Annotated in this window: 18 protein-coding genes; 11 read left to right on the plus strand and 7 right to left on the minus strand. The window is 67.8% G+C overall.

Annotated elements, in window-relative coordinates; translation table 11 throughout:
• Nucleotides 1–3: 3 nt before the first annotated feature.
• Together ACQHI0_RS29680 and ACQHI0_RS29685 are read left to right on the plus strand one after the other, a co-directional pair.
• Nucleotides 4–1,218, plus strand: a complete 1,215-nt coding sequence (locus tag ACQHI0_RS29680) for an acetyl-CoA C-acetyltransferase (RefSeq protein WP_427905049.1) — start codon at nucleotides 4–6, stop codon at nucleotides 1,216–1,218.
• 39 nt (nucleotides 1,219–1,257) lie between these two features.
• Complete coding sequence (locus ACQHI0_RS29685) at nucleotides 1,258–3,414, plus strand: 3-hydroxyacyl-CoA dehydrogenase NAD-binding domain-containing protein (protein WP_427905050.1); 2,157 nt, start codon at nucleotides 1,258–1,260, stop codon at nucleotides 3,412–3,414.
• Between the two features lie 86 nt (nucleotides 3,415–3,500).
• Here the strand turns inward: ACQHI0_RS29685 and ACQHI0_RS29690 are convergent, their stop codons facing one another.
• A complete protein-coding gene (locus ACQHI0_RS29690) occupies nucleotides 3,501–4,238 on the minus strand; it encodes a hypothetical protein (protein WP_427905051.1) in 738 nt (245 codons plus the stop codon).
• Between the two features lie 171 nt (nucleotides 4,239–4,409).
• On the opposite strand from ACQHI0_RS29690, the gene ACQHI0_RS29695 reads away from it, so the two are divergent.
• Both ACQHI0_RS29695 and ACQHI0_RS29700 read left to right on the plus strand, forming a co-directional pair.
• Entirely contained in the window at nucleotides 4,410–5,492 is a 1,083-nt protein-coding gene (locus ACQHI0_RS29695; RefSeq protein ID WP_427905052.1) for an esterase-like activity of phytase family protein, read from the plus strand.
• Nucleotides 5,493–5,638: 146 nt separating this feature from the next.
• The gene (locus ACQHI0_RS29700) at nucleotides 5,639–9,178 is read left to right on the plus strand and encodes a protein kinase domain-containing protein (RefSeq protein ID WP_427905053.1); all 3,540 of its coding nucleotides are present in this window, start codon (nucleotides 5,639–5,641) and stop codon (nucleotides 9,176–9,178) included.
• Nucleotides 9,179–9,188: 10 nt separating this feature from the next.
• Here the strand turns inward: ACQHI0_RS29700 and ACQHI0_RS29705 are convergent, their stop codons facing one another.
• Together ACQHI0_RS29705 and ACQHI0_RS29710 are read right to left on the minus strand one after the other, a co-directional pair.
• Nucleotides 9,189–10,505 (minus strand): class I SAM-dependent methyltransferase, encoded by a 1,317-nt coding sequence (locus ACQHI0_RS29705; RefSeq protein ID WP_427905054.1) that lies wholly within the window; start codon nucleotides 10,503–10,505, stop codon nucleotides 9,189–9,191.
• Entirely contained in the window at nucleotides 10,502–11,944 is a 1,443-nt protein-coding gene (locus ACQHI0_RS29710; RefSeq protein ID WP_427905055.1) for an FAD-binding oxidoreductase, read from the minus strand. The genes ACQHI0_RS29705 and ACQHI0_RS29710 overlap by 4 nt, the downstream gene beginning before the upstream one ends.
• Before the next feature lie 168 nt (nucleotides 11,945–12,112).
• On the opposite strand from ACQHI0_RS29710, the gene ACQHI0_RS29715 reads away from it, so the two are divergent.
• Complete coding sequence (locus tag ACQHI0_RS29715) at nucleotides 12,113–12,547, plus strand: SRPBCC family protein (protein ID WP_427905056.1); 435 nt, start codon at nucleotides 12,113–12,115, stop codon at nucleotides 12,545–12,547.
• 18 nt (nucleotides 12,548–12,565) lie between these two features.
• Here ACQHI0_RS29715 and ACQHI0_RS29720 read toward each other — a convergent pair whose 3' ends face one another.
• Genes ACQHI0_RS29720 through ACQHI0_RS29730 form a run of 3 tightly spaced genes read right to left on the minus strand, consistent with a single transcriptional unit; the run spans nucleotide 12,566 to nucleotide 14,364 of the window.
• The gene (locus ACQHI0_RS29720; protein ID WP_427905057.1) at nucleotides 12,566–12,916 is read right to left on the minus strand and encodes a VOC family protein; all 351 of its coding nucleotides are present in this window, start codon (nucleotides 12,914–12,916) and stop codon (nucleotides 12,566–12,568) included.
• A complete protein-coding gene (locus tag ACQHI0_RS29725; protein ID WP_427905058.1) occupies nucleotides 12,916–13,743 on the minus strand; it encodes a MerR family transcriptional regulator in 828 nt (275 codons plus the stop codon). The genes ACQHI0_RS29720 and ACQHI0_RS29725 overlap by 1 nt, the downstream gene beginning before the upstream one ends.
• 45 nt (nucleotides 13,744–13,788) lie before the next feature.
• Nucleotides 13,789–14,364, minus strand: coding sequence for a hypothetical protein (locus ACQHI0_RS29730; protein WP_427905059.1), 576 nt, complete (start codon nucleotides 14,362–14,364; stop codon nucleotides 13,789–13,791).
• A 302-nt stretch (nucleotides 14,365–14,666) separates the two neighbouring features.
• Here ACQHI0_RS29730 and ACQHI0_RS29735 point away from each other — a divergent pair, with 302 nt between their 5' ends.
• Together ACQHI0_RS29735 and recR are read left to right on the plus strand one after the other, a co-directional pair.
• Nucleotides 14,667–14,984 carry a YbaB/EbfC family nucleoid-associated protein gene (locus ACQHI0_RS29735; protein WP_427909349.1) on the plus strand — a complete coding sequence of 106 codons (318 nt, stop codon included), beginning with the start codon at nucleotides 14,667–14,669 and terminating at the stop codon, nucleotides 14,982–14,984.
• Nucleotides 14,984–15,592, plus strand: coding sequence for a recombination mediator RecR (recR, locus tag ACQHI0_RS29740; protein WP_067454499.1), 609 nt, complete (start codon nucleotides 14,984–14,986; stop codon nucleotides 15,590–15,592). The genes ACQHI0_RS29735 and recR overlap by 1 nt, the downstream gene beginning before the upstream one ends.
• Nucleotides 15,593–15,636: 44 nt before the next feature.
• Here the strand turns inward: recR and ACQHI0_RS29745 are convergent, their stop codons facing one another.
• Entirely contained in the window at nucleotides 15,637–16,278 is a 642-nt protein-coding gene (locus tag ACQHI0_RS29745) for a hypothetical protein (RefSeq protein ID WP_427905060.1), read from the minus strand.
• 151 nt (nucleotides 16,279–16,429) lie between these two features.
• Here ACQHI0_RS29745 and ACQHI0_RS29750 point away from each other — a divergent pair, with 151 nt between their 5' ends.
• From ACQHI0_RS29750 to ACQHI0_RS29765, 4 genes are all read left to right on the plus strand, one after another.
• Nucleotides 16,430–20,536 (plus strand): transglutaminase family protein, encoded by a 4,107-nt coding sequence (locus ACQHI0_RS29750; protein ID WP_427905061.1) that lies wholly within the window; start codon nucleotides 16,430–16,432, stop codon nucleotides 20,534–20,536.
• Between the two features lie 212 nt (nucleotides 20,537–20,748).
• Nucleotides 20,749–24,069, plus strand: a complete 3,321-nt coding sequence (locus tag ACQHI0_RS29755) for a circularly permuted type 2 ATP-grasp protein (protein ID WP_427905062.1) — start codon at nucleotides 20,749–20,751, stop codon at nucleotides 24,067–24,069.
• On the plus strand, nucleotides 24,066–24,962 hold the full coding sequence (locus ACQHI0_RS29760; RefSeq protein WP_427905063.1) for a transglutaminase family protein: 897 nt from the start codon (nucleotides 24,066–24,068) through the stop codon (nucleotides 24,960–24,962). The genes ACQHI0_RS29755 and ACQHI0_RS29760 overlap by 4 nt, the downstream gene beginning before the upstream one ends.
• A 3-nt stretch (nucleotides 24,963–24,965) precedes the next feature.
• Nucleotides 24,966–26,030: a zinc-binding metallopeptidase family protein gene (locus ACQHI0_RS29765; protein WP_427905064.1), complete on the plus strand. Its 1,065-nt coding sequence runs from the start codon at nucleotides 24,966–24,968 to the stop codon at nucleotides 26,028–26,030.
• The last annotated feature ends 111 nt before the right edge of the window (nucleotides 26,031–26,141 follow it).

Raw genomic sequence — 26,141 nt, forward strand, 5'->3', positions numbered from 1 at the left:
GATATGACCACAGAGGCCTACATCTACGAGGCCATCCGCACTCCGCGCGGCCGCGGCAAGAAGAACGGCTCGCTGCACTCGGTCAAGCCGATCGATCTGACTGTTGGTCTGATCCAGGAGCTGCGTGTCCGCTTCCCGAACCTCGACGAGGACCAGATCTCGGACCTCATCCTCGGCGTTGTCACCCCCGTCGGTGACCAGGGCATGGACATCGCCCGCGTCGCGGTCACCATCGCGGGTCTGCCCGACACCGTCGGTGGCTTCCAGCTCAACCGCTTCTGTGCTTCCGGCCTCGAGGCCGTGAACCTGGCTGCGCAGAAGGTTCGCTCCGGTTTCGACGATCTCGTCATCGCTGGTGGCGTCGAGTCGATGTCGCGCGTGCCGATGGGCTCCGACGGCGGCGCCTGGGCGCTCGACCCGGCCACCAACTACGACGGCTACTTCGTGCCGCAGGGTGTCTCGGCCGACCTGATCGCCACCATCGAGGGCTTCTCCCGCGACGATGTCGACGCCTACGCCGTGCGCTCGCAGGACCTGGCGGCCAAGGCCACCACCGGCGGCTACTTCGCCAAGTCGATCGTCCCGGTCAAGGACCAGAACGGCCTCGTCGTGCTCGACAACGACGAGCACATGCGTCCCGGCACCACCGCCGCCGACCTGGGCAAGCTGAACCCGTCCTTCGCCGGTGTCGGTGAGATGGGTGGCTTCGACGCCGTCGCGCTGCAGAAGTACACCTACATCGAGAAGATCAACCACGTCCACCACGGTGGCAACAGCTCGGGCATCGTCGACGGCGCCGCCCTGCTGCTGATCGGTTCCGAAGAGGCGGGCAAGAACTCGGGTCTGACCCCGCGTGCCCGCGTCGTCGCGACCGCCACCTCCGGCGCGGACTCCACCATCATGCTGACCGGCCCCACCCCGGCAGCCAAGAAGGCGCTGGCCAAGGCCGGTCTGACGATCGAGGACATGGACCTCGTCGAGATCAACGAGGCCTTCGCCTCCGTGGTGCTGAAGTTCCAGAAGGACCTGAACGTCCCGGACGAGAAGCTGAACGTCAACGGCGGCGCGATCGCGATGGGCCACCCGCTGGGTGCCACCGGCGCGATGATCACCGGCACCGTGCTCGACGAGCTGGAGCGTCGCAACGCGCGCTACGGCCTGATCACGCTGTGCATCGGTGGCGGCATGGGTGTTGCCACCATCATCGAGCGCGTCTGACCTTCCGGCCCAACTTCTCACAGGAGAGAACGAAAACTTATGACTGACAACATCATCGGCTGGGAGAAGGACGCCGACGGCGTGGTCGTCCTCACCATCGACGACCCCAGCCAGGGCGCCAACACCATGAACGACGCGTACCTCGCGTCGATGAACGCCACCGTCGACCGCCTCGAGGCGGAGAAGGACGACATCACCGGTGTCGTCATCACCTCCGGCAAGAAGACCTTCTTCGCCGGCGGCGACCTGAAGAACATGATGAAGGTCGGCCCGGACAACGCGGCCGAGGTCGTCAAGATGGTCACCGACGTCAAGGCCCCGCTGCGTCGCCTCGAGCAGCTCGGCAAGCCGGTCGTCGCGGCCATCAACGGCGCTGCCCTCGGTGGCGGCCTGGAGATCGCGCTGGCCACCCACTACCGCATCGCGGCCGACGTCAAGGGTTCGGCCATCGGCCTGCCCGAGGTCTCCCTCGGCCTGCTGCCCGGTGGCGGCGGCGTGACCCGCACCGTGCGCATGCTCGGCCTGCAGAACGCGCTGATGCAGGTGCTGCTGCAGGGCCAGCGTCACCGCGTCACCAAGGCCAAGGAAATCGGCCTGATCGACGAGGTCGTCGCCACGGTCGAGGAACTGATCCCCGCCGCAAAGGTGTGGATCGCGGCCAACCCCGAAGCGGCGCAGCCGTGGGACAAGAAGGGCTACCGGATCCCCGGCGGCACCCCGTCCACCCCGGCCTTCGCGGCGAACCTGCCCGCGTTCCCGGCCAACCTGCGCAAGCAGATCAAGGGCACCAACATGCCCGCCCCGCGCGCCATCATGGCCGCGGCGGTCGAGGGTTCGCAGGTCGACATCGACAACGCGCTGACCATCGAGGGCCGTTACTTCACGAGCCTGCTGACCGGTCCGGTCGCGAAGAACATGATCCAGGCGTTCTTCTTCGACCTCAACCACATCAACGGTGGTGGCTCGCGTCCGTCGGTCGCCGATGTGCCCAAGCGTGAGATCAAGAAGATCGGTGTCATCGGCGCGGGCATGATGGGCGCGGGCATCGCCTACGTCTCGGCCAAGGCCGGCTACGAGGTCGTGCTCAAGGACGTCGAGCTCGCCAACGCCGTCAAGGGCAAGGGCTACGCCGAGGCCATCGAGGCCAAGGCACTCTCGCGTGGCAAGACCACCCAGGAGAAGTCCGACGCGCTGCTGGCTCGCATCACCCCCTCGGCCGACGCGGCCGACTTCAAGGGTGTCGACTTCGTCATCGAGGCCGTGTTCGAGAACCCGGAGCTCAAGAACAAGGTCTTCCAGGAGATCGAGGACATCGTCGACGCCGATGCCCTGCTCGGCTCGAACACCTCGACCCTGCCGATCACCCTGCTGGCCGACGGTGTGAAGCGCTCCGAGGACTTCATCGGTATCCACTTCTTCTCCCCCGTGGACAAGATGCCGCTGGTGGAGATCATCAAGGGCGAGAAGACCTCCGACGAGGCGCTGGCCCGGGTGTACGACTACACCCTCGCCATCAAGAAGACCCCGATCGTCGTCAACGACAGCCGTGGCTTCTTCACCTCGCGCGTGATCGGTACCTTCATCAACGAGGCCATCTCCATGGTCGCCGAGGGCATCGACCCGGCCACTGTCGAGCAGGCCGGTCTGCAGGCGGGCTACCCGGCCGCGCCGCTGAAGCTCAGCGACGAGCTGAACTTCACCACCATGCAGAAGATCTACAAGGAGACCTCCGAGGCCATCCTCGCGGCCGGTGGCGAGCTCAATGCCGCGTCCGCGAAGACCGCCGAGGTCCTCAACACCCTGATCGACAAGTACGACCGCAAGGGCAAGCTGGGCGGCGCGGGCTTCTACGAGTACGTCGACGGCAAGGCCACCGGCCTGTGGGACGACCTGCGCGAGATCTTCAGCTCGAGCCGTGAGCTCCCGGAGGGCGTCACCTTCCAGGATCTCAAGGACCGGATGATGTTCGCCGAGTCCATCGAGACCCAGAAGTGCTTCGACGAAGGCGTGCTCACCAGCACCGCCGACGCGAACATCGGCTCGATCTTCGGCATCGGCTTCCCGGCCTGGTCGGGTGGCTCGCACCAGTTCATCGTGGGCTACCCCGGTGGCCAGGAGGCCTTCGTGGCCCGTGCCGACGAGCTGGCCGCGAAGTTCGGCCCGCGCTTCGAGGTCCCGGCCTCGCTGCGCAAGTAAGTCGGTAGTTCCCGGTTCGCGCCGGATCCGGACGCCCGTCACCTCATCGAGGTGGCGGGCGTTCGCGGAGCGGCGCGAGAGCAGGGCTAGCGGAAGCCGATCGCGCCGACGATGTCGCCGTGGCGGTATCGCAGGTACTTCTCGACGAGCGCCTCCTCGACTGCTGCGGTTGCGGTCACGAGGGTGATCACCACGAATTCCTTCGAGGCGCCCGCCTTCCATTTGCCGGTCTCGAAGTCGTCGATCATCCCCGCGGCGCGCACGTTCAGATCCTTTTCCTCGACCTGTTCGGCCGCGGTTTCGGCGGCGGCCGCGTCCTTCATCGCCAGCACGAACTGGGTGAACTTCACGGCACCACCCTCGGCGGTCAGCAGCATCTCGGTGGCGTACTCGCAGCCGAGTCCGGTGAGCTTGCTGCCCTTCGCGATCGGCGCGCAATCCTTGTGATCGCGCCCCTCCACCCAGTCGGCCTTCATCTCGACGTCGCCGAGTTTGAAGTTCCACGGACCTTCGTAGTCGACATAACTCAACCGCGCCGGCGCCTTGGGCTTCGGGCTGGTGGTGGTCGTGGGCTTCCTCGAAGTGGTGGAATCAGACGGCTTCCCGGTCGCCGACGCGGCCACTGCCGTACCCGCAACGTCGCGACCAGCCGATATGAGCAGCCCGGCGCCGACGATCAACCCGGCGACCACGACCAGGGCGATGACGATCCACCCCGCATTCGACTTCGGTGGGGGCGGACCGAGCGGCGGAATCTCCTGTGCGTACGGGGCAGGCGGCTGCCCCCACGCCCCGGGATCCTGTTGCCCCGATGGATACGTCATGACCAACCCCCCTTGTCATCCCCGACGGCGCCCCGAGCCCGCCCGAGTTCTTGCCATCGACCCTACTTTGTGCGGGCGCCGAGGATGACGCTGACATTGTCGTAGCGGGGCGACCGACAGTTCGGATGGTGTTAACCCGGGCGTGTGCTCCGGTGGATAGCGTTGCGGCCCATGGGACGTCGGGTAGCCGCGGTACTTTTCGGTGCGATGGTGGTCGGGGTGAGTGCGCCGGGGGCGGTGGCCGATCCCGGGGTTCGGGTGTTGGGGGAGCAGGTTGTCGCGCACGACGTGGACTATCGGGGAACTGTGGTCGGCGGGCTGTCGGGGATCGACTATCTGGCGGGCACCGGGGAATACGTGCTGATCAGCGACGATCGGTCGGAGAAGGGACCTGCTCGGTTCTATACGGCCCGGATTCCGGTGGGGGAAACGGGGATCGGCGAGGTGAGTTTCACGGGGACGGCTCCGCTGCGGCGTGCCGACGGCGCGGTGTACTCGCCGAAGTCGGTGGATCCGGAGGACATCCGGGTGGATCCGTGGACTGGCGACTACTTCTGGACGCAGGAAGGCGAGCGGGCCGGTGGGGTGCTCGCGGATCCGTCGGTGCGGGTCACGCGAGCCGACGGCGGTTTTGCCGCCGAGCTGCCGATCCCGGAAAACGAACGGATGCGGGCTGATTCGGGGCCGCGGCAGAATCAGGCGCTCGAAGGGGCGACGTTCGCCGCCGGTGGGGCGTTGTTCGTGACCGCGATGGAGGGACCGCTGATCCAGGACGGACCGGGAGCTACCACGACAGCGGGGGCGACGACGCGGATCACCGTGCAGGCCAGGTTCGGGCCGGTGCTGGCGCAGTACGCGTATCCGCTGGAACCGGTGTTCGCCGAGTCGCGACCCGAGGCGGGGCAGGCGAGCAATGGCGTGACCGCGATCCTGGCCGACGACGCGCTCGACCCGACGCGATTCCTCGTGGTGGAACGCGCTTTCGCCAAGGGCGTGGGGAACCGGGTGCGAATCTTCGAGATCGACACCGCCGCCGCGAGCAATGTGCTCGACGCGCCGATCGCGGGTGCGCGTCCGGTGGCGAAGCGGCTCGTCGCCGACCTCACCGATCTCGGGATCGAGGCCGTCGACAATATCGAAGCGATGACGTGGGGCCCGCGTCTGCCGTCGGGTGAGCGCACATTGGTGCTGGTCGCGGACAACAACTTCGCCGCCGAACAACGCACTCAGCTGATCGCGCTCGCGGTGCGCTGAACCACGGTTCGGACAACCGATGCCGCCACAGCGTCGAATCTCCACCCGATAGATGCCGGATCGCGCTAGCTTGGATATGTGCGGTGATGTCGATTCCGCATACCGACCGAAATGCCGGTGACGCCGAGTTTGTGAGAGGTGGTCACATGGATCCGGAGCCGACGCGATTGCAGCGCGGGCTAGCCGAAGCGGCACCGGTGGGTCTGGATACACAGCGGACGAAGGCGCCGGGGGAGCCCGACGAGGCTGTGATCGCGGAGCTGGACGTCATGGGGCTCACGGGGGCCAAGGAGATCGGGCGCGGCGGGTTCGGTGTCGTGTATCGAGCTTTGCAGCCGGCGCTGGATCGGGTGGTCGCGGTGAAGGTGCTGTCCTCGGAGATCGACGTGGAGAGCCGCGAACGGTTCCTGCGCGAGGAACAGGCGATGGGCAGGCTGTCGGGGCACCCGAATATCGTCGACATCCTGCAGGTCGACGTGACCGAGACCGGGCTGCCGCTGATCGTGATGCCGTACTGTTCGCGCGGCTCACTCGAACGGCTCATTCACGATCGCGGCCCGCTGACCTGGTCGGATACCTTGCGGGCGGGGGTGAAGCTGGCGGCGGCGATCGAGTCGGCGCATCGGGCGGGGATCCTGCACCGGGATGTGAAACCGGCGAACGTGCTGATCAGCGGCTATGGCGAACCGCAACTCACCGACTTCGGCATCGCCCGCATCCCCGGCGGTTTTCAGACGTCGAGCAGCCTGATCACCGGGTCGCCCGCGTTCACCGCGCCGGAAGTGCTCAAGGGCGAAGAACCGACCGTGCGGTCTGATATCTATGGTCTCGGCGCGACCCTGTTCGCGCTGCTCACCGGGCATGCCGCCTTCGAACGCCACGCCGGGGAGAAGGTGGTCGCCCAGTTCCTGCGGATCACCACCCAGCACGTCCCCGACCTGCGCGCCCAGGACATCCCCGGCGACGTGGCCGGGGTGATCGAGCGGGCTATGGCGCCGGACCCGCCCGACCGTCCGTCCTCGGCCTACGAATTCGGCGAACAGCTGCGCGATGTCCAGCGCGCCCACGGCCAGATGCCCGACGAAATGGCGTTGCTCGACTCCGCGGAGACCACCGACGCCGCACCGGAGGTCCTGAAATCGGTCACCGGCCGCCGCAGTTGGCCGCTGACCCTGCAGCCCGCGGGCGCCTCGGTGCCCATGCCGAGCACGAGCACCGGCACCCTGCCGCCGACCGCGGCCACCAAATTCCGCCCGCCGACGCCCGCCCGCGAACCCTTCCCCCGCCAGCGCCTGCTCGACGTGCTGCGCGCGGGTGGCGAGCGCCGGCTCGCCCTGATCCACGCGCCCGCCGGATTCGGCAAGAGCACCGTCGCCACCCAGTGGCGCGCGGACCTGGCCACCCGCGATATTCCGGTCGCCTGGCTCGGCGTCGACCAGGCCGACGACAGCGAGATCTGGTTCCTCGCCCACCTCATCGAGGCCATCCGCCGGGTGCGCCCCGACGTCGGCGCAGGCCTCGAACAGGTGCTGGAGGAGCGTGCCGCCGACGCGGTCGCCTACGTGATCGCCACCCTGATCGATGAGATCCACGCCAGCGGGCGACCGGTGGTCGTGGTGGTGGACGACTGGCACCGGGTGCGCGACCCCGGCGTGCAGCGCGCGATGGCGACTCTGCTCGACAACGGCTGCCACCACGTGCGGTTCGTTATCACCAGTCGCGATCAGTCCGGCCTGCCGATCAGCCGGTTGCGGGTGCGCGACGAACTGGTGGAGCTGGATGCCGCCGCGCTGCGGCTCACCGAATCGGAGACCCGGCAGATCCTGGTGGAGCGCAACGGTTTCGCGCTCACCGATGAGCAGGTCGAGCAGATCCACACGGCGACCGACGGCTGGCCCGCCGCGATCCAGCTGGTGAGCCTGACACTGCGCGGGAAGGCCGATCCGGCCCAGCTGCTGAGTTCGCTCGCCGAGGGTGGGCACGGAATGCGGGAGTACCTGGCCGAGAACGTGCTCGACGCGCTGGCGCCGGAGCAACTGGAGTTCCTGATGGCGATCTCGGTGGTCGAGCGGGTGAACGGCTCCCTGGCCGGGCTGCTCGCCGACGTCACCGACGGTGCCGCGATGCTGGAACAGGCCGAACAGCGTGAGCTCTTCCTGCACCGGATCCAGCACGATCCGGAGTGGTACCGGATGCAACCACTGTTCGCCGAGCATCTGCGCGCCCGGCTCGACCGCGAGCATCCCGGACGCTCGAAACTGCTGCACCGCAGGGCAGCTCGCTGGTACGCCGAGCATCAGCTGCTCCGCAAGTCGGTGGACCACGCGCTGGCCGCGACCGATCTCAAGCTCGCCGCCGATCTGCTCGAAAGCGGCGGCATGGACCTGATCGACGGTTCCCGGCTCGCCACGCTGCTCGGCAGTGTGTCGAAACTTCCTGTGCAGCAGGTGACTTCACGCTCGAAGCTGTTGATGGCGGTAGCCAGGGCGAATATGAACATGCAGCAGACCGGGACCGCCCGCAGTGCGCTCGGCAGGCTCTCGAACCTGCTGGCCCGCAGCGCGCCCGGCGCGCCCGAACTGACCGAACAGCGATGTGTGGCAACCGTTCTGGATGCGGCTGACCGGATAGCCCATGATGACACCGCCGAGGTGGCCGACAGCCTGACCGCCCTCCTGGAAGAACCCGGCGACCTGCCCGCTTGGACCGTGTCGACCGCCGCCAACTTGATGTCGTTCGTTCGGCTCTGTGAGTTCGACTTCGACGCGGTGACCGAGCTCCAGGACTGGGCCGCGGACTATCACGCACAGTCGAAGGACCCGCTCGGTCCGGTGTTCGGTCTCTGCGCGCAGGGCGATGCCGCCTACGAGCAACTCGATATCGGCACCGCCACCACCTGTTTCGAGCAGGCCTACGAGACGGCACGGGACCGGGCGGGGCCGCGTTCGGACGCCGCCCGCATCGCCGCCGCTCTGCTCGGGGAAGTGGCTTATCGCCGAGGTGATCTGGCGTTGGCCGATCGGCTGCTCGACGAGAGCCACGAGCTGGTCACCCGGGTCGGCCCCGTCGACTTCCTGATCGCGACCTTCGTGGTCGGCGCCAGGGTGAAGGCCGCGCTCGGCGACCAGTACACGGCCTCGGCCCGCCTCGACGAAGGCGCGCGAGTGGCCGCGGAGAACGGGCTGGCGCGCCTGGATGCCCATGTGCGGGCCGAACGGTCCAGGCTCGGATTGCCCACGGGCGACGACAAATTCATCCCCGATGCCTCGGGTAACGGCGCACGGCGCAAGAAGGGCGCCGCCGCGCTGATCACCGAGGCGCGCGCCATCGCCGATATCCGAATTCTGCTGGCCGAACAGCGGCTGCGCGCCGATGACCGCGCCGCCCGCCATGCCAGGGTGATCTACGCGAAAATGCTCGAACAGTCCCGTCCCCGTGCCGAATTGGACGCGACCCTGCTGCTCGCGGAGTGCCTGGCGTCGGCCGGGTGGGTCGGGGAAGCGACCGGGCTGGTGCTGCCGGTTCTGCGCACCTGCGCCGAACTCGGCTGGACCCGGCCGCTGCTGGACGCGGGGCCGGGTGTGGTCGGCCTGCTGCACGTGCTGCGCACGCAATCCCATGACGGGCAGGAGCATCCCATCCTGCAGGATCTACCCGGTCACTTCCTCGACGAGTTACTGGCCTGAGCAGCGCAGTCTAGGGCTGCCACCACGGGCGCAGCGGGACATCCCAGGCGCCGTTCGAATCCAGCTTCACGCCGAGGACGTGGTGCAGCTGGATCACGTTGCGCTGGAAGCCGAGTCGGCAGCCCGCCATGTACAGGCCCCACACCTTCGCAGTGCCCTCGCCGACCTCGGCGACGGCCTCGTCCCAGTTGGAGACCAGGTTCTTGCACCATTCGTGCAGCGTGAGCGCGTAGTGCTCGCGCAGGTTCTCCTCGTGCAGCACTTCGAGGCCGACGTTCTGGATATCGGAGATGATGCGGCCGGAGCCGATCAGCTCACCATCAGGGAAGACGTAGCGGTCGATGAAGTCGCCCGCCTTGGTGGTGCGGGTGTTGTCGTGGCGGGTGATGCAGTGATTGAGGAACAGGCCGCCCACCCGCAGCTTGTCTTTGATGTAGCCGAAGTAGAACGGGTAGTTGTGCACACCGATGTGCTCGGTGAGGCCGATCGAGGAGACCGCGTCGAACTCGCCCTCGGGGATGTCGCGGTAGTCGCTGTGCCTGACCTCGGCCAGTGCACCGAGGCCTTCCTCGGCGATCTTCTGCTGGGCCCAGGCGGCCTGTTCGGCCGATAACGTCGCGCCGATCACCTGCACGCCGCGGCTCGCGGCGTAGCGGACCATGCCGCCCCAGCCGCAGCCGATGTCGAGCAGCCGGTCGCCTTCCTTCAGCCGCAGCTTCTCGAAGATCAGGCGGTACTTGTTCTCCTGTGCCTGTTCGAGCGTCCAGTCCTCGTCGCCGTACACCGCGCAGGTGTAGGTCATCGACGAGCCGAGGACGTACTCGTAGAACTTGTTGGAGACGTCGTAGTGGTGATGGATCGCCTCGGCATCGCGAGTCTTGGAGTGGCGCAAGCCTTCCAGCGCGATCCGGCGCCACCGCGGCAGCGTCTCCTGTGGCGGGGGTGCGATCGGCTTGAGCCGCTCCCAGCCGAGCGAGCGGGCGATGGTGACCAGTGACAGTGCCGAAGGACGATGGAACTGCATGTCCTGCATGGCTTTCAAGATGTCGTACGGGTCGCCGGGGTGCACCCCACCGGCGGCCATGTCGCCCGCGATGTAGGCGCGTGCCATGCCGAGGTCACCCGGGGCGCCTGCGAGGTAGTTGATGCCGCGTGGGGTCTTGATGTCGAGGGTGTAGGGCGCGTCCTCGGGGCCGGTCGCGCTGCCGTCGTAAGCGGTCACGCGGACGGGGATCTCGCCGTCTACGAGGCTTTCGACGACCTCGGCAATGTTGAGCCTGGTCCCCAGCTCGGCCAATACCTCGGATCGGTCCTTGAATGTCGTCACTTGCGTTGCACCGCCTTCGAATACAGATTCAGCAGTCGTTGGCCCGGGTCGTAACGGGTCTTCAGTTCGGTATAGGTGTCGCCGCCGTAGAGCTCGGCGAACTCGGCCTCGTCGTAGTAGGAGTCCGAGTAGAGCGACTTGTGCCCGTCGAACGCGGACACGATCTTCTCGATGGCGCGGTTGGCCGCCCCTTCCGGTTGACCTCGCTTGGTCGGCACCGCCGACCAGAATCCGACATTGACGTAGGTGCGCTGTGGTTCGAGCGGGTACAGCGGCCACGGACGCGCACCGTCCGCCGCCGGCGCGTCATCGGTCGCACGCAAGCGCAATGGGCATAACCAGATCGGCTCGATCGGTATTTCCCGCAGGAACCATTCGACGAAGTCGGCGGTGTGTTGCACCGGTACTTCGATGTCCTGTACGACGCGTTCCTGCGGCGGGTTGCCCTTGCGGGCCTGCCTGCGGTCGTCGAAGTGGTACTTGCGGTCGAGCGCGACCAATTTCCAGTAGAAACTGCTGCGGCGCCGCGATTTCGGCCAGAGCCTGCGGATCTTCGGGTTCTGGGCGCCGAACGCGCGCGAGCACCAGAACCAGTCGGTATCCCAGCGCCACAGGTAGTCGTGGATGGTCAGCCGGTCTCGTTTCACGCCGTCGGCGTGCTGCAGGGAGCGGTAGAAGATATCCATGCCGGTGTAGTCGCTGACCTGGCCCGGCTCGTCGGTCTTGCGGCCCAGGGTCAGGTAGCTCTCGTCTGCGGTGAACACCACGCCGTCGATGTAGTCGACCACTTCGTCTTCGTAGCGGCGTTCCACGACGATCCGATCGAGTTCGGCTTCCAGTTCGCGCAGGTCGTGGAAGCGCACGTGCCGCAGTTCCACGAACGGCAGCACGGGTTCGAGCTCGATCTTGAGCCGGACGGAGTACCCGAGCGTGCCGTAGGAGTTGGGGAACCCGTGGAACAGGTCGGCGTGCTCGCCCGTCGGCCTCGCGGTGACGATCTCGCCCGAACCGGTCAAAATGTCCATTTCCAGCACGGATTCGTGGGGTAGACCATTGCGGAACGAGGTCGATTCGATGCCGAGGCCGGTCACCGCGCCGCCCAGGGTGATGGTCTTGAGCTGGGGAACCACCAGCGGCGCCAGCCCGTAGGGGAGGGTTGCCGCGACGAGGTCCTCATAGGTGGTCATGCCCGCGACGTCGGCCGTGCGGGCCTGCGGGTCTACCGCGATCACCTGCCCGAGGCCGGACACGTCGAGGCCGGGCGCGGTGGTTGCCGCCCTGGCCCGGAACAAGTTCGATGTCTTCTTCGCCAGTCGGACGACGGCACCGGGTGGGATGGCGCGATAGCTTTCCAGCAGTCGCTCCACGCCCGCTCGATGCGCGGCATATCCGGACTCACGTGCGGCCGGTTCGTGACCAGCCCTACCCAAAAGACTCACTGCCACCCCTTTGACGCTAGTACGACCCCGACCGCCGAGCCACTGGATACTTGCGCGCCGCGGAAAAATGTCACGCACATGTTTCCCGCTCGCCCCAACCTGGTCGGGAGATCCGGTCGGGCACAGGGCAGGATGTAACCCGGTCGAACCTCTAGCAAGGAGTCAACAGTGGGACAGGTCAGTGCCAGCAGTTCGATCGTCGTCGCCGCGGATCCGCAGCGCACACTCGCGGCGATCGGCGACTACGAAACGATCCGGCCGCGCATTCTTTCCGCGCATTACCGCGACTACAAGGTTGTCGAGGGCGGTCAGGGCGCGGGCACTGTGGTGGAGTGGACGCTGCAGGCCACCGAGAAGCGCACCCGCAACGTGCGCGCGACGGTGACGGTGGCGGATTCGGTCCTCACCGAGCGCGACGCCAACTCCACCATGGTCAACACCTGGACCGTCACCCCGGACGGCGCCGGCTCGAAGGTCACCGTCGAGACCACCTGGAAGGGTGCGGGTGGCATCTCGGGCATCTTCGAGGGCATCTTCGCCCCGCTCGGCCTGAAGAAGATCCAGGCCGAGGTGCTGGGCAACCTCTCGCGCGAACTGGTCTGAAATCCCGGTCCGTGCAGGTCAGGCCTTGCCGATGTCGAAGAGGTTTCCTTCGGGATCGGCGAGGGTTGTCCACTGGCCGCCGTACTCGTCGAAGTCGGCGATGTGCTTGGCGCCCAAGCTGATTGCGCGCTCGATGTAGTCCGGGGACTGTGCCGAGGCGAAATCCAGGTGAACGACGTTTTTACCGGGGGTCTTGTCCGGGACCTTGATGAACATCAGCAGCGGGGTTGTGCCTGCGGATTTGCCGACGGTCGCGAAGAACTCCGATGCTTCCGGATCGACGGTCGTGTCCATCAGTTCGGCGTAGAACGCGGCCAGGCTGGCGGCGTTGTCGCAGTCGATCGTCACATTCGCCAGGGCGATGGTCATCAGATGTCTCCTTCGGTGATCGGCCAGCACACTTCGGTGCGGTAGGCGGCCGGGTTATCGGTGATTTCCGGGCCGACGAGGTAGCGCTCGCGGACCGGCTCGTCGGGCAGTGCGGCGCCGCGCTCGGCGACGTGGCTGCCGAGGGCGCCGTAGGTGCGGTCGAAGTCTTCGAACGGGCCCTCGTGCACGGCCACGGCGAAGTGGCGGGCAGGGAAGTCGACGACGGTGAAGCCGCGGGTGGGGATGAATTCGGCCCCGGGCGGCAACGGCACGTACGCGGTGACCGCGCCGTTGTCTTCGGTGAAGAACTCGTTGGAATAGGTCGCGCCCGCAACACCTCCCGGGTCGACACCGGCTTCGAGCAGGATCATGTACAGCTGCTCGAACGCCGTGCCGCACCAATCGGCGATGGCGTTGTGCTCGACCTGGTCGGTGACCGTGAGCGCGGTGAACGCGGGCTCGATCCGGTAGTCGACCTCGATCGGTGGTGGCGGCGCGGTGAGCAGGGCGCGCAGCGAGACCACCACCTCGCGGGTGCGATCCAGCGCCGCCTCCATCCTGGTCAGATGCGTCCGCAGCGCGGTGTCGCGCTCGGCGGGGTCGGCGGCGGCGAGCACGGTGCGGATCTCCGGGAGCGGCATGTCCAGATCTCGCAGGCGCCGGATCAGATGCGCCCGTTCCGCCTGGTCGGTGGAATATCGGCGGTAGCCGGTGCCCGCGTCTATCGCGGCCGGTTCGAGGAGCTCGATCTCGTGGTAATACCGCAGCGTCTTGACGCTCAGATGGGTGAGGCGGGCGAACTCGCCGATCGCCACGGTTGCTGTCATGACGTCCAGAGAACACCCTCCAGCAGGTGGAGAGTCAACAATCGATTACGCGGGCGTCAGCACGAACGCGGCGAGTAGCGGCCACGAGCCCTCGCGCCACCACGAGTAACCGAACCAGACGCCGGGGGTGATCTCGCGGATCTCGTCGTAGACCTGCGGGGTGGGTGACGGCGCGTAGTTCAGCGCCCAGGCAGGCGCGCCGTCGAGAACCGACGGTGCTCGATAGACATCGGCCGGGAACGCCTCGATCCCGGCGCCGGTGACCCGGTTGGTCAGCGAGCCGCCGTCGGGCCCGGTACGGAACACCTTGCCGATCCACAGCGCCGGTGCGGTCGCTTCGAGTTGCGGCGGACGGGTCACCCAGCCGTTGGTGAGGCCCGTCGCGATCGCGCCCGCCTGCGCGTCGCGGTAGATCTGGTCCTGCTGGGCGACACCGCACCGGAAGCGCAGCGAATCGACGGTCGCCGCCCGATTGCCCGGATCGACAAGGCAGCCGTTGCCGTAGTCGGCGATTCCGGCCACGGGGTCGGCCGATACGACGGCGGGTGAGTGAAGAAGCAGGCTGGCGACAGCGGCGCACAGGGCTGACGTGGACATCAGCCGCGCACGGGATGCATTCATGGGATCTCCTGGAGATTGCTGAATCATTGCCCGATCGGTCTTGATCGTATGCCCGAACGCGTAGCGGAGCCATACCGGAGGCGACCGAATCCCACGACTAAACTGACAATCTCACGCGCCCGATCCCCGCACCCAACGCACCCCGACGGTTTTCGGCCGCCTCGCACCCGAGGGGCGAGACGGAACGCCGAAGGCGCAGTATCGTCCCTCGGGTGCGAGGCCTCCATGGCCGAAAACCCAGCGGCCCCGGCCGCAGACAAACACAGGAGTGTTCAGTGCAACCCGGTGATGGTCAGTTCGATATGCAGGCACTGCTTGCCCAGGCACAGCAGATGCAGCAGGCAGTGATGCAGGCGCAGGCCGAGCTCGCCGAGACCGAGGTGGCCGGGCAAGCCGGCGGCGGTCTGGTGCAGGCGACGATCAAGGTCAGCGGCGAGGTGATCGCGCTGACGATCGACCCGAAGGTGGTCGATCCGGCCGATGTCGACGGTCTGCAGGACCTGGTCATCGGTGCGATCAACGACGCGATGGCCAACGCGCAGCAGCTCGCGGCCGAGCGCCTCGGCCCGCTGTCGCAGGGTCTCGGCGGCGGCTCGATGCCCGGTCTGCCCGACTTCTGATGTATGAGGGGCCGGTTCAGGATCTGATCGACGAGCTGGGCAAACTGCCCGGCGTCGGTCCGAAGAGCGCACAGCGCATCGCTTTTCATCTGCTGGCGGTGGAGCCGCCGGATATCGACCGGCTGCAGGCCGCCCTGCAGAAGGTGCGCGACGGCGTGCAGTTCTGCGTGTCGTGCGGCACCGTCGCCGATGGTGAGCTGTGCCGGATCTGCGCCGACCCACGCCGCGACCGCACGATGATCTGTGTAGTCGAGGAACCAAAGGATGTGCAGGCGATCGAGCGCACCCGCGAGTTCCGTGGTCGCTACCACGTGCTCGGCGGTGCGCTCGATCCGCTCAGCGGCGTCGGGCCCGATCAGTTGCGGATCAGGGAGCTGCTCACCCGCATCGGCAATCAAGAGGACGGCATCGATGTGAGCGAGGTGATCATCGCGACCGACCCGAATACCGAGGGCGAGGCGACGGCCACCTACCTGGTGCGGATGCTGCGCGATTTCCCCGGGCTCACCGTCACGCGGTTGGCCTCAGGGCTGCCGATGGGTGGCGACCTGGAATTCGCCGACGAACTGACCCTCGGGCGCGCGCTGTCCGGTCGGCGGACGTTGTAGCACTGGCAGGCCGGTGGCGTCGGTCGCCGCCGGCCACCTCGGAATCAGAGTTCGACGCGGGTCCAGGTGACGCCGTCGCCGGCGGCGGGCTTGCCGTTGGCCCAGTCCCAGATGATCCGGGCGACCTGCGCCGGGTCGTCGAGGGTGGTGCCGAAGTGCCGGTCGGGGGCGCCGTCGCGGTATTCGAGGGTGTACGGGCCGCTCGGGTCGCGGTAGGTCTGGATGTACTGCTGTTCGCCCTGCTCGACGATCAGGTACGGGTTGGGAGCGGCGAGTCCGGTGACCCACTGGTGCGCCAATTCCTCGGTGATATAAGGGAATTCGCCCGCGCCGCCGTGGGTGACGTTGACCGGGATGTGGCCTGCCGGGTCGATCAGCCAGCTCAGCTGCGGATCGTAGACGGCATAGCCGCGGGGGGTGGCGAGGTCGAAGAGCAGGTTGCGGACGAAGCCGATGGCGTCGTACGGCGAGGGGATGTAGAGCGTGTCGCCGCTGGGACCGCCGACGGATTCGACGCTGAGGAACGAGTCGTCCACCGGCAGTTCGGCGTTGCGCGCGTTCAGCTCGGCCGCGATCTCGGCGATCGGTTCGGACTCGGTGACGCCCTCCTGGGCGGCCAGATACGCGTCGATCTCGTCGACGGAGCTGGCGACGCCGGACGGCAAGAGGATGTGGTCGTAGCTCACGGGGTCAACCCTACGGGGAGCGGCGCAGGCGGCCATCGATGCGGGTCGTCGGTGTCGAGCTATTACCGCGGTGTTTCGAAAGGGCGGCCGGTCGGGAAACTCCGCTTTCGTCGGCCCGCGCGGTGTCGGTGGTGTGTGGTCCACTTGGTGAATGGGCATCAAGGTGTCACTCGAGCACCGCACGGCATACTCCTTCGATCGGCTCGTCGAGGTGCATCCGCATGAGGTGCGGTTACGTCCGGCGCCGCATTCGCGGACTCCGATCGAGGCGTATTCCCTCGAGGTGTCCCCGGCCGACCACTTCGTCAACTGGCAGCAGGACGCGTTCGGCAATTTCGTTGCGCGCCTGGTGTTTCCGAATCCGACCAAGGAATTGTCGATCACCGTGGGGTTGATCGCCGACCTCGAGGTGGTCAACCCGTTCGACTTCTTCATCGAGGATTACGCCGAGTTCTTCCCGTTCGAGTACGAGACCGCGCTGGCCGAGGATCTCGCGCCGTATCTGCGGCGTGTCGACGAGGCGGAGCCGGGCAGCGGGCCGGGCGAGCTGCTGCGCGACTGGGCGCGGGCGCACCGGCCGCAGAGCCGCATCCGGGCCATCGACTATCTCGTCGAACTCAATTACGCGCTGCGCAACGCGGTCGACTACACCGTGCGCATGGAGGCGGGTGTGCAGACGCCCGATCACACGCTGCGTACCGCGCTCGGATCCTGCCGCGACTCGGCGTGGTTGCTGGTCGGCGTGCTGCGTGAGCTGGGGTTGGCCGCGCGTTTCGTCTCCGGCTACCTGGTCCAGCTCACCTCGGACGTGCCGTCGCTGGACGGCCCGTCGGGTCCGACCGCCGATTTCACCGATCTGCACGCCTGGACCGAGGTATATCTGCCCGGTGCGGGCTGGGTTGGCATGGACCCGACGTCCGGGCTGTTCGCCGGCGAAGGCCACATTCCGCTCGCCGCCACCCCGCATCCCGGCGCCGCCGCGCCGATCACCGGGGCGACCGGGATCACCGAGGCCACCCTGGATTTCAGCAATGTGGTTCGGCGCATCCACGAGGACCCGCGAGTCACGCTGCCCTACACCGATTCTCAGTGGGAACGCATCGTCGCTTCCGGTGCGGCGATCGACGCGCGGATGGCCGCCGCCGAGGTGGGCCTCACCATGGGCGGCGAGCCGACGTTCGTCTCCATCGACGACCAGATCAGCGCGCAATGGACCACCGACGCCGACGGTCGGCACAAACGTGAGCGCGCCGTCGACCTCGCCGACCGCCTCCGCGCGATCTACGCGCCGACCGGCATCGTGCAGTATCGCCAGGGCAAGTGGTATCCCGGTGAACCCCTGCCCCGCTGGGAGATCGCGATCGCGTGGCGGGCCGATGGTGAGCCGATCTGGCAGCGTCAGGATCTGCTCACCGATCCGTGGACGCCGGTTGCGCGGCACACGCCGGTGAAACCGGTTGTCGCCGAAGCGGCGGGGACCGGTCACCCGAACGGATACGCGCCCGCCGGTGCCGAGGTCGCGACCACGGTGGTCGCGTTGGGGCCGGCGGACGAGCCCAGTGAAGAGGCTGCCGACGACGTGCCCGGATCGGCCGAGGCGGTGCTCGGTGCGCGCATCCCCGCCGCCAAGGTCGTCGCCGACCCGGTCGGCATGGTGGCCGTCTTCGACGCGCGTCGTCGAATCGGCGGTGACGATGTCGCTGCCGTGGTTATCGCGCTGGGGCTCGCCGAGGATGACGATGTTCGTGGGAACCGCGAAACGGGCGGTGTCGATCTGCTCGAGAAAGTCGACGGCGCCGACGATCTCGCCGAAGCGGCAGCGCCTGCTGTCGAGGTCGTGGAGTTCGACGACGGGCCGGTGCTGATCGACGAGCCGGTCGAGTTGGTCGCCGCCGAACATCGCCGCGCCGCGGAGATTCAGCAGGCCTGCGCCGATGCGGGTGGCGATGTTCGCCCGGCGAAGAAGGCCGAGGAGCCGAAGAAGGCCGACGAGTCGAAGAAGGAAGCGAAGAAGACTGCCAAGGCCGCCGAGAAGGCAAAGGAAGAACTACGAAAAGTCCTGGGTAAGAAGAAGCTTCGAGGAAAGAAGGAGGACGGGAATGCCCCGCGGTCGGCGTTCCCGCCCATTCAGCTGACTCGCTCGCAGCCGACCAACTCGGCTGCCGGGGTCGTCACCGACCGGCCACCCGCCGCGGGCATCGGGGCGGCCAAGGCATTGATCGCGGAGATCGCGGGCACCCTCGGACTGCCGGATGGGCAGGTGCGGCCCGCGTTCGAGGATCCGTTGGCGCGGTTGGCGGCGACAGTCAGTGCGCCGTACGGCGATCCGCCGCCCGCCGATATCGACCCGGCCGAGGACTCGCCCGAGGTGCGGCGGGTATTGCTCGAGAGTCTGGAGGAGTCGGTCGATCAGCCGTCGGCGTACGTGTTGCCGATTCACCGGCGCGCCGATGGCGCGGGGTGGGCCAGCGCCGATTGGCAGCTGCGGCGCGGGCGCGGTGCGGACGGTCGTGGCCGGATTGTGCTGGCCGATGGCGATTCGCCTGCGGGACTTCGCCTTCCGATCGGCTCGGTGTCCTGGCACGCGCCGCCGATCCTGCCCGACAGCGACCCGCTCTACCAGCAACCGTTGCGCGCGGACCGGGCCGAGCCGCCCGCCGCGGTCGAGGCGGCCGATTTCACGCCGACTACCGCCTTGGTCGCCGAGGTCAGGCAGGGGCGGCTGCATGTGTTCCTGCCGCCGGTCGCCGAGCTCGACGACTTCCTCGACCTGATCGCCAAGGTCGAGGCCGCGGCGGTGGCGATCGGGCAGCCGGTGGTGCTCGAGGGTTACGCGCCGCCGAGTGACGCACGGCTGCAAACCTTTTCGGTGACGCCCGACCCCGGCGTGATCGAGGTGAACATCATGCCGACCAGCTCGTTCGCCGAGCAGGCGGAGGTGCTCAACACCCTCTACGAACAGGCCAGACTCGCCCGGCTGAGCACCGAGTCCTTCGACGTGGACGGCACGCACGGCGGCACCGGCGGCGGTAACCACATCACCCTCGGCGGGGTGACCCCGGCGCGTTCGCCGATGCTGCGCCGCCCCGATCTGCTGGTCTCCATGCTCACCTACTGGCAGCGCCATCCCGCGCTGTCGTACCTGTTCGCGGGTCGTTTCGTGGGTCCGACCTCGCAGGCCCCGCGCGCGGACGAGGGTCGCGAAGGCGCGCTCTACGAACTCGAGATCGCCTTCGCCGAGGTCGCCAGGCTCACCGCCGAACAAGCCGCCGGGCCAACGCCGTACGAAATCCGTTCGGCCCCTTGGCATATCGACCGCGCGCTGCGGCATCTGCTCACCGACCTCACCGGCAACACCCACCGCGCCGAGTTCTGCATCGACAAGCTGTACAGCCCCGACTCCGCGCGTGGCCGGCTCGGACTGCTCGAGCTGCGCGGGTTCGAGATGCCACCGCATTTCCAGATGGCGATGGTGCAGTCGTTGCTGGTGCGCGGCCTGGTCGCGATGTTCTGGGACAAGCCGCTGCGGGCGCCGCTGATCCGCCACGGGGCCAACCTGCACGGCCGCTATCTGCTGCCGCACTTCCTGATGAACGACATCGCCGAAGTCGCCGCCGATCTGCGCGCGGCGGGCGTCGACTTCGACACCGCCTGGCTCGATCCCTTCACCGAATTCCGTTTCCCCCGTATCGGTACCGCGATGATCGGTGAGGCGGAGCTGGAACTGCGCGGCGCGATCGAACCGTGGCTCACCCTCGGCGAACAAACCACCGGGCAGGGCACCGCCCGCTACGTCGACTCCTCGGTGGAACGCCTGCAGGTGCGCCTGGTCGGCGCCGACCGCGGCCGCTACGCCCTGACCTGCAACGGCATGCCCGTCCCGCTACTGGCCACCGACAAATCCGACGTGCAGGTGGCAGGCGTGCGCTACCGCGCCTGGCAGCCACCGAACTCCCTGCACCCCTCGATCACCGTCGATGCCCCCTTGGTATTCGACCTGGTAGACGTCGCGACCGGCATCTCCCGTGGCGGCTGCACCTATCACGTCGTGCACCCCGGCGGCCGCGCCTACGACGACGCCCCCGTCAACGCCGTCGCCGCCCAGTCGCGCCGCAATCGCCGTTTCGAGGCCGCCGGCCATACGGTGAACCCGATGGATCCCGCCGAACTCCGTGCGAAGATCGCGGCACAGTCGACCGATGTCGGAGCACCAGGCATCCTGGACCTACGCCGCGCGCGAACAGTGTGGGGCCATTGAACAGTCACCGGGCGCGATCGCTGTCGGCCGGCCGCGCGCGAGCCGACCAGGTGCGGTAGTCGCAGGAAGTCGGTTGCTCTGGGTTTTGCGGCCGTCCCGATTCTGGACTGACGGAGGGAGGGAGCGAAGCGACTGACCGGAGGAGGGAAGAATCGGGACAAACGGGGCCACAAAACCCCGCGGCGCCAGCCGCAAAAATAACAGGAGGCTCGGTGGCTCAGCGCGATGAAGCGCTCAGGGACGGGAATCGGCAGGGGTCGGGCGTGCGCGCTCAGGTTGCCGAGCAGTTCGCGCGGTATCGGGCTGACAGTGTGGCGGGTGCGCGCTTCGACGAGTGCGGTAGGCCGACCACGGGGTACTACGACGAGTTGGTCGACGGGCGCGGGCGGGTGCGGTCGATGTGGTCGGAGCTCTCGGCCGACTTCATCGATCAGGGGGTCGGCGGGATCGACCGGATCGATCACCGGGTGCGCAGGCAGATCGAGGATGACGGTGTCACCTACACCGAGGTCGGTCTCGGCGGCGATGACGACACCGCGATCCCGCAACCTTGGCGCCTCGACCCGATTCCGCTGCTGGTGTCCGCCGAGGACTGGACCCGGCTGGAATCCGGGCTGGTGCAGCGCTCGCTGGTACTCGACGAGGTGCTCACCGATGTGTACGGCCCACGCAGGCTGCTGAGCTCGGGCCTGCTGCCGCCGGAGGTGGTGTTCGGCAATACCGGGTATGTGCGGGCCGCGCACGGCATCACGATCCCCGGCACCCATCAGCTGTTCCTGCATGCCTGCGATATCAGCCGGTGGAGCGACGGGCAGTTCCGGGTGCTGGCCGACTGGGCGCAGGCTCCCTCGGGCGCCGGGTACGCCCTGGCCGATCGTCGCGTTGTCGCCGCCGCCATTCCCGAAGCTTTCGAGCACGCGGGGCCGCGACCGCTGAGCCCGTTCGCGCGGGCCATGCGGTTGATGCTCGAGGAGGCCGCCCCCGAGCTGGCCGATGGGGAAGAGCCGGTCGTTGTCGTGCTCAGCCCGGGCTCGCATTCCGAAACTGCCTTCGACCAGGCTTATCTCGCGCAGATGCTCGGCTTTCCGCTGGTGGAGAGCTCCGATCTGGTGGTGCGCGACGGTGCGCTGTGGATGCGCTCGCTCGGCAGTTTGGAGCGGGTGGATGTGGTGTTGCGCCGCGTCGACGCCGAGTTCTCCGACCCACTGGATCTGCGACCCGATTCGCGGCTCGGGGTGGTGGGGCTGGTCGAGGTGCTGCGTCGCGGGGCGGTGACAGTGGTCAACACCCTCGGCAGCGGGCTGCTGGAATCGCCCGCGCTGAGTCCGTTCCTGCCGCGCATCGCCCGCTCGGTGCTCGGCGAGGACCTGCTGCTCGACGCCACCCCCACCTACTGGGGCGGCGACGGCACCGAGCGCGCGCATCTGGTGTCGCACGTCGGTGACCTGGTGATTCGCTCCGCCGTCGACGGCTCGACGATCTTCGGACCCAGCCTGTCGGCGGCTGAACGCGCCGACCTCGCCGCCCGCATCGAGGTCGAGCGGTGGAAGTGGGTCGGCCAGGAGCCGGCCGAGTTCTCGGTCGCGCCCGCGGTCGACGGTCCGGCGGGGCTGGCGCCGGCCCCGGTCGGCATGCGGTTGTTCTCGCTGGCCAGGCGGGGCGGCTACACGGCGATGTCGGGCGGACTCGGCCAGCAGCGCATGCGCCTGGAACCGACCCGCAGCGTGATCAAGGTGGCCGCCAAGGACGTGTGGGTCCGCGCCGCCCCGGCCACCGTGCCCGCGGCGAGTTCCGAAGCGCCGCACGAGGAACGCTTGCGCAGGGCGGTGCCGGTCGTCGAGGCGATCAGCTCCCCGCGCGTGCTCAACGACCTGTTCTGGATGGGCCGCTACAGCGAACGCGCCGAGTCGGTGGTCCGCCTGCTCGCCGCCACCCACGACGTCTACCAGGACTACCGCTACCGACCCTGGCTCGACGGCGCCGAGGCATTGCCGATCCTCATGCGCGCCCTGTCGATCACCACGGGCACGGTCGCGCCACAATCGGTGCTGCCCAATGGAACCGGTCAGCTGGTGGCCGTGCGACCAGGCGGTGCCGCTGCCACCGGACATTCGAATCCCGCTGCGGAGCACGATGATTCGACGACCCATTCCGACGGCCGAACGCGCGATGCGGAGCTCGACCAGCCCTCGCGCTCCTCGTCGGGCGACGAAGCATCAACGGGCGCAGTGCATCAGGACTCGCCAGCCGATCCAACGACGGCACAGCTGGCGGGGCAGAGTCAGTCAGCGGGTCAGTCTGTCGGGCAGACCCAGTCTGCAGGTCAGGGGCGGTCCGTGGGGCCGGGCCAGTCGGCCGGGCAGGCCCAGTCTGCAGGGCAGGGTGAGTCTGCAGGGCAGGGTGAGTCTGCAGGGCAGGGTGAGTCTGCAGGGCAGGGTGAGTCTGCAGGGCAGGGGCGCTCGGCGGGGCCGGATCGGTCCGGTGCCGATGAGGTAGAAGTCGACTCCGAGGATGAGGCGGAGGCGCCTTGGGAACGGGCGGGGACCAGTGCGCTGGCTCGGGCGCTGCGCACCACCGGTGTCACGCCTGACCGCGGGTCGGAGCCGGTGCCCGAGCCGGAATCCGAGCCGGTGCTCGCGCGGTCGCGGCAGGCACAGGGCCAGTTCACCCATCGCGCAATGGATTCCAGTGGGCAGGACGGGGTCGCCCCGCGGCGGGCGGTGGCGGGCGCTTCGGCCGAGGGGTTCCACTATCTCGCCGCGTTGACCGGGGATCGGGAGTTGGCCGGGTCGTTGTCGTACGCGGTGGATCATTACGGGTCCGCCGCGCGGGCGGTGCGTGATCAGCTGTCCGGTGACACCTGGATGATCGTGGGTGCTGTCGATCGCGCGCTGGCCGAATTCCGCAGTGCGCGAAGCGAACAGGAGACGGCGCTGTCGGCGGTGCATTCGCTGACGCTGGCGGCGTTGCTGTCGCTGTCGGGGATCGGCGCCGAGTCGCTGGTACGCGACACCGGCTGGTACGTGATGGATATCGGCAAACGGATCGAGCGTGGGCTCGCCGTCACGTCGCTGATCAATGCCGCGCTGGGACGGCGGAGTTCGGCCGAGGTACAGGGAGTTGTCGCTGACGCCGTGCTCGCCGCGACCGAGTCGGCGGTGAGTTACCGTCGCCGCCACCGTGGTTCGGCGCACGTGGCCGCGTTGGCGGGACTGCTGCTGTTCGACCCGGGCAATCCGCGGTCGCTGGTCTATCAGCTCGACCGTCTCGAGGCCGACTTCCAGGCACTGCCGGGTGGAGCGGGTGCCTCGCGTTCGGAGCGTCTGCTCGCCGATGCCCAGCGCATGCTGCGCCGCGTCGACCCGGCCGACCTGGAACACACCGACGACGACGGCGTACGGACCGAACTGGTGGAACTGCTGGAGGGGGTGCACTTGCGACTGCGCAAGCTGGCCGAATCGTTCGAAGCCACCAAACTCACTGTCCCGCTGGGCATTCAGCCGCTCTGGGGCAACACCAGGCTGGTCGGATGACACGGCGATACATGGTGGTGCACCGCACCACCTACAGCTACTCCGACGAGGTGACCAGCTCCTACGGTCGCGCATACCTCACCCCGCGCGAATTCCCAGGTCAGCGCCTGCTCGAGCACGAGATCTACATCGACCCGGTGCCCTCGGACCGCTCGGTGGGCACCGACGTCTACGGCAACACCACGACGTACTTCCACGTGACCGCCGAACACCGCAACCTGGAGGTCACCGGCGAATCCCTGGTCGACGTCGACGGCGAACACCCGGAAGCGATGCCGGGCGCCGACCTGGCCTGGGAGGCAGCGCGTCCCACCATCGGCACCGGCCCGCTCGCCGTCGAGTTCACGCTCGACCTGCTCCCACCCGAGATCACCGCTGATGTCATCGACTATGCCGCAGCGAGTTTCCCGCCGAACCGGCCGCTACTCGAAGCCGTCACCGAGCTGAACACCCGCATTCACAACGACTTCCAGTACCGTTCGGGCTCCACCACCGTGAGCACCAGCGTGGCCGATGTGTTCGCCGCCCGGGAAGGCGTCTGCCAGGACTTCGCCCGGATCGGCGCGGCCTGCCTGCGTTCCCAGGGCCTGGCCGCGCGCTACGTCTCGGGCTACCTCGCCACCGACCCGCCCCCGGGCAAGGAGCGCATGGTCGGCGTCGACGCCACCCACGCCTGGGCCGCGGTGTGGCTGCCCGGCACCGACGACACCGACCGCACCGGCCGCTGGATCGCCTTCGACCCCACCAACGACCAGTTCGCCGACGAGCGCTACGTGACAGTGGCGTGGGGCCGCGATTACCAGGATGTTCCGCCGCTCCGTGGCATCATTTACACCGATGCGAAGCAGTCCACGATCAAGGTGTCGGTCGACGTAGCCCCGGTGGAGGTGTAGTCCGTGCGTGATTTCGTCTGTCCGAATTGCGGCCAGCAGCTGGCGTTCGAGAACTCGGTCTGCCTATCGTGCCGCAGCGCACTGGGTTTCAGCCTCACCGAGCGCGCGCTGGTGGTCATCGGCGATCCACCGGGCGACGCGGCGGTCGATCACGCGGCCGGCGTCGTCGACGGTGACCGCTTCCGCCTGTGCGACAACCTCCATGTGGCGCAATGTAATTGGCTCGTCGACGGTGATGCTTCCGGTCCTGCGCTGTGTGTGTCGTGCAAGCTGACCCGGACCAGGCCCAACGATTCCGATACCGACGGCCTCGCCGCGTTCGCCGAGGCGGAGGCAGCCAAACGCCGATTGATCTTCGAACTCGTCGAACTCGGCCTGCCGATCGTGGGCCGCGACGAAGATCCCGAGCACGGCCTGGCCTTCGACCTGCTGTCCAGCCGCACGAAGGGCGTGCTCACCGGTCATATGGACGGCGTGGTCACCCTCGACCTGGCCGAAGCCGACGACCCGCATCGTGAGCAATTACGCAAGGAGATGGCCGAGCCCTATCGCACGCTGCTCGGCCATTTCCGGCACGAGACCGGGCACTACTACTTCCCCGTCCTGGTCGCCGATGACGCTGCGCTGCAACGTTTCCGCGATCTGTTCGGTGATCCGTTCGCCGACTACCAGGCAGCACTGGACCGCCACTACTCCCAGGGCGCGCCCAGTGGCTGGAAACGCGACTACGTCTCCTCCTACGCCACCATGCACGCCGCGGAGGACTGGGCCGAGACCTTCGCCCACTACCTGCACATCCGCGACACCCTCGACACCGCGGCCGCCTTCGGCCTCGCCCCCGCGGGCGCGACCCTCGACCGCCCGCAGATCGGTCGCGCCGGGTTCGACAAGATCATCGAACTCTGGCTGCCGCTGACCTGGTCGCTGAACATGGTCAACCGCTCAATGGGCCATGACGATCTGTACCCCTTCGTGCTGCCCGAGCGGGTGCTGGAGAAGATGCGCTTCGTCCACGAGCTGTGCACCGGCAGTCACGCCACCCCGGAGGCCGCCGCGACGGTGCGGTAATCCTTTGCCGATTCCGCTGCGACGCGCGTTACAGCTGGCTATTCTTCGAGATTGAGACCAGCGCGTCTCAACGGAGTCGAGACCTCGGCTCGGAATGTTCGACGAGAAGTG

The organism is Nocardia sp. FBN12 (genome assembly GCF_050320175.1).
In the GTDB taxonomy this organism is placed as follows: Bacteria; Actinomycetota; Actinomycetes; order Mycobacteriales; family Mycobacteriaceae; genus Nocardia.

Coding starts and splice junctions, on each gene's coding strand:
- ACQHI0_RS29680 (WP_427905049.1), top strand. CDS start 4: ATGACCACAGAGGCCTACATCTACGAGGCCATCCGCACTCCGCGCGGC.
- ACQHI0_RS29685 (WP_427905050.1), top strand. CDS start 1,258: ATGACTGACAACATCATCGGCTGGGAGAAGGACGCCGACGGCGTGGTC.
- ACQHI0_RS29690 (WP_427905051.1), bottom strand. CDS start 4,238: ATGACGTATCCATCGGGGCAACAGGATCCCGGGGCGTGGGGGCAGCCG.
- ACQHI0_RS29695 (WP_427905052.1), top strand. CDS start 4,410: ATGGGACGTCGGGTAGCCGCGGTACTTTTCGGTGCGATGGTGGTCGGG.
- ACQHI0_RS29700 (WP_427905053.1), top strand. CDS start 5,639: ATGGATCCGGAGCCGACGCGATTGCAGCGCGGGCTAGCCGAAGCGGCA.
- ACQHI0_RS29720 (WP_427905057.1), bottom strand. CDS start 12,916: ATGACCATCGCCCTGGCGAATGTGACGATCGACTGCGACAACGCCGCC.
- ACQHI0_RS29725 (WP_427905058.1), bottom strand. CDS start 13,743: ATGACAGCAACCGTGGCGATCGGCGAGTTCGCCCGCCTCACCCATCTG.
- ACQHI0_RS29730 (WP_427905059.1), bottom strand. CDS start 14,364: ATGAATGCATCCCGTGCGCGGCTGATGTCCACGTCAGCCCTGTGCGCC.
- ACQHI0_RS29735 (WP_427909349.1), top strand. CDS start 14,667: ATGCAGGCACTGCTTGCCCAGGCACAGCAGATGCAGCAGGCAGTGATG.
- recR (WP_067454499.1), top strand. CDS start 14,984: ATGTATGAGGGGCCGGTTCAGGATCTGATCGACGAGCTGGGCAAACTG.
- ACQHI0_RS29750 (WP_427905061.1), top strand. CDS start 16,430: ATGGGCATCAAGGTGTCACTCGAGCACCGCACGGCATACTCCTTCGAT.
- ACQHI0_RS29760 (WP_427905063.1), top strand. CDS start 24,066: ATGACACGGCGATACATGGTGGTGCACCGCACCACCTACAGCTACTCC.